This is a genomic window from Cupriavidus sp. 01L46, assembly GCF_056399905.1.
Genome location: NZ_JBFTSF010000466.1, coordinates 1 through 3,372 on the forward strand (window position 1 = coordinate 1; position 3,372 = coordinate 3,372).

A 3,372-nucleotide genomic window follows, 5' to 3' on the forward strand; every position below is an offset into this window, starting at 1 on the left:
GCGGCTATCTGGGCCGTAAGCACGACCGCCCGCCAGGGCCCACTGTGCTCTGGCGCGGCTTCTTCATCCTGCACGAGAGCATCAAGATGTATCGCATCTTCCGCCAGAACGAATGAAGTCATGTCGATGATTTGTGGGTAATCCTGAGCTCCCCATGAGGGGAGAGGGAGTGACTGCCCTCACATCGCAAACGGCTTTGGTCCCTTCAGAACTTATACGTCGCCGCCACAAACATGATCAGCGGGTTCGGGCTGATGGTGGCCTTGGAGGTGGACAACACCGTGCCGTCGGACGCCTTGATGATCATCGATGACGTCGTCTTGAGCGGAATGTAGGTGACCGATGCGGTCAGGCCCCACTGGTCCGTGATCGCAAAGGAGCCGCCGATGTTGAACACCGGCGCGAACGAGTTCGACGCCTTGGCCTCCACGGAGGTCGGCCCCGGCTTGCCGGCGCCGGCGGCCAGCGTGGCGCCCAGGTTGTTGTTGACCGAAGCGGCGAACGCCGGGTTGAGCTCGATGTTGGTGAAGAAGTTGTACGACACACCGATGCCCAGGAAAGGACGCACGCGCGCGGCAGGCTCGAAGAAGTGGTACTGCACCATCGTCGCCGGGCTCCACTGGCGTGCGCTGGTGATGATCGGGTTCAGGCTGGGGTCGCCCAGCGGCTGCTGCCCCAGCGCGCCCGCCGGGCCCGGCGGAATCAGGTTGCCGTGGCCGTAGAGCTTGAACTTGGGCGGAATGCCGCCCACCGCCGTCAGCGCGATGTGGTCCGTGAAGAAGTGGCTGAAGGTCAGCCCCAGTGTATCCGCGTTGGATGTGCTGATGCTGCTGCCCGGCGCCGTGAATGACGACGGCAAGCCCAGCGGGCCGTTKATGGGCGCATCGATCACGCTGGTGGTKAACGGGCTRCTGTTGCCGCTGGTGTTGATGTGGAACCAGCCGGCAGCGACGACGTTGTCACCGGCTTTCTGTGCATGGGCTCTGGGCATGCCGCCCAGCCAGGCGAGCGCGGCGATCAGCAATGGCGCTGCCAAACGAAAGGCATTCTTCGTCATCTTGTCTTCCCGGAATAAGTTGGATCGCATGGCCGTCACTGCACGAAGGCGCCGATGGTGAAGTACGGGCTGCCGCTGCGCGACTCGAGAAAGCCGAACACGCCGCCGGTGAAGATGAACTTGCCGGTGGGGCTGCCCGCCGCGCCATCCTTGCGCGTGGTGGTGACCACGCCGGCCAGCTGCTGCGAGAAGTCCAGCTTGAGCGCCGTGGCGAGCGACGCGTCGGACGGGTGGAACGGGTCGAGCATGGCCGCATCCGCTGCCACCAGCGCGGTGGTGCGGTAGTCGAAGTTGCTGTCCACGCCGACGTACTCGCCGTTGACCGCGCCCTGCGTCACGGCGATGGCCGGCGCCATCATGCCGATGCCGATCTCGTCGTCGGCGCCCAGCGGCATGCCGTTGGTGACCGAGCCGTTGGCGTAGCCCACGCGGATCATCACTGGGACCAGCTGGCCGCGCAGCTTGCCCACGATCAGGTACGCGCGGCCCAGCGTGGCGCCGAGCGTGGGCGGATCGATCTCACCCTTGTAGTTGGCCGACATCAGGCTGCCGTTGGCTTGGGGCACGAAGTTCTTGCCCTTTTGCGAGCAGGTGCCGCCGGTCTTGTTGTCGCACACCTGGAACGAGCCGTCGGCCGCCAGCGCCATGCGGTAGTCCTGCGCCACCGTCTGGAAGTTCTTCGACGGCACCTCGTGAAAGCCATAGCCGTTGTACTGGCCGGCGATCTTGGTGAGGTCGGTTTCGGTCTGCGCGAAGCCGATGAACTGGAAATACGGGAAGGTGGTATCCGGCACCGCGCCCGCACCCAGGACACCATTGAACTGGATGCGCGCACCGGGAATGGTGCCGCCCGCCACGCCCTCGCCAACGAACAGCCGCGCCGGGCGCTTCGGGTCCAGGCTTGCGCCGTTGAGCTGGAACGCGCACTGGTTGAGCTTGTCGGTGGGCAGGCCCGTTTCCTGCGACAGCGTGCCCGTCATCACGTTCTGGCCGCCGGTGGTATCGCTGCGGGTCGGCAGCACGGTGCCCGTGGTGCGCGGCACCGAGGAGTCGAGGAAGGTCACTTGCCAGGTCTTCCTGGTGGTGTCGATCTGCACCTTGACCAGTTCGCCCGAGCCGGTGCCCCCGGTGAAGGTGGTGGTGTAGTCGAGCGTCGCGGGACACAGCCGCACCGGTATGGCCGGGGCGGAGCTGGTGCTCGCGGCGCTGCCGCCACCGCCGCTGCCGCCATCGCCGCCGCCGCCGCACGCGGCAAGCATCGCGGCGCCCAGCARCGCCGCGCCGTAGCGCAGGATCCGCTGTCCATGAGGATTCCTCCACGGCGTACGTTGCCGATGCTGTCCGTGCTGCAAAGGGTGCTGATGCATGATGCTGTCTCCTGAAGCGCTGTTTCGCGCGTGGTGCTTCTCTGTATATTCTTCGTGGTCGGGGGGCCGACTCAGGGGGGCTGAATCAGGGGCTCACTCAGGGGCTCACTCAGGGGCTCACTCAGGGGCTTGCGAATACGCTCACGCGGAACGTCGGGTTGCTGCCGGCGGCGCCGGCAAGGTGGGCGAACACATGGCCGGTCGAGATCAGCGCGCCGGGCGTGCCGCTGTTGTCCACCGTGGTCACCACGCCGGGCTTGGCCTGCGTGAGGTCGAGCTGGTAGCCGCCCTTGGCGTTCATGGTGAGCGGATCGATCAGCCCCACCGCATTGCCCTGCACGATCGACGAGGTGTAGGCCAGGTCGCTGCCCGAGCCCACGTAGCCGCCGTTGAGCTGCGCGTTGGTGAGGTTGGTGGTGGGCGCCAGCAGGGCCAGGCCGGACTCGTCGTCAACGTTGAGCTCGAAGTCGAGCGGGTTCAGGCTGATGCGCGCGTAGCCGGTGCGGATCAACAGCGGCACTTGCTGGCCGCCCAGCTTGCCGACGACCATGATCCCCTTGGCCTTGCTGCTGTTGCCCGCCGTGAACGACGAGGTGTAGAAGTACGGGTACTGCTTGTTGGCGCCATAGTTCGCGCTCTCGAATGCGCCGTCGTTCTGCGTGCGTGCTTTCCATGGGTTGCCGGTGGAGCGGCAGTTGCCGCTGGCGGCGGTGCAGGTGCCGTCGGCGTTCAAGGTCTCGACCGTCTGCGCGGTGGCTGGCAGGAAGTTGCCGCTCGGGGTCAGGCTGCCGCCAGATGGCACCACGTGGTAGCCCAGCAGGTTGTACGTGCCCGCTACCTTGGTGAAGTCGGTCTCGGTCTGCGCGAACGCCAGCACCGGATAGATCGGGAACGTCTTCGCCGGAATCACGCCGAGCCCGGCTACGCCTTGATAAGAGATGGTGGCGC

The 3,372-nt window shown here is 66.0% G+C and carries 3 protein-coding genes; all 3 read right to left on the reverse strand.

All coding sequences use genetic code 11. The features are described 5' to 3' along the window. Nucleotides 1-205: 205 nt before the first annotated feature. The gene (locus AC1DS3_RS36910; protein WP_477129167.1) at nucleotides 206-1,057 is read right to left on the reverse strand and encodes an OmpW/AlkL family protein; all 852 of its coding nucleotides are present in this window, start codon (nucleotides 1,055-1,057) and stop codon (nucleotides 206-208) included. A 35-nt stretch (nucleotides 1,058-1,092) separates the two neighbouring features. Continuing rightward, nucleotides 1,093-2,316 (reverse strand): DUF2957 domain-containing protein, encoded by a 1,224-nt coding sequence (locus AC1DS3_RS36915; protein WP_441639387.1) that lies wholly within the window; start codon nucleotides 2,314-2,316, stop codon nucleotides 1,093-1,095. 229 nt (nucleotides 2,317-2,545) lie between these two features. Further along, nucleotides 2,546-3,372: DUF2957 domain-containing protein (locus AC1DS3_RS36920; protein ID WP_477129166.1), on the reverse strand; the 827-nt coding region annotated here is incomplete at its 5' end.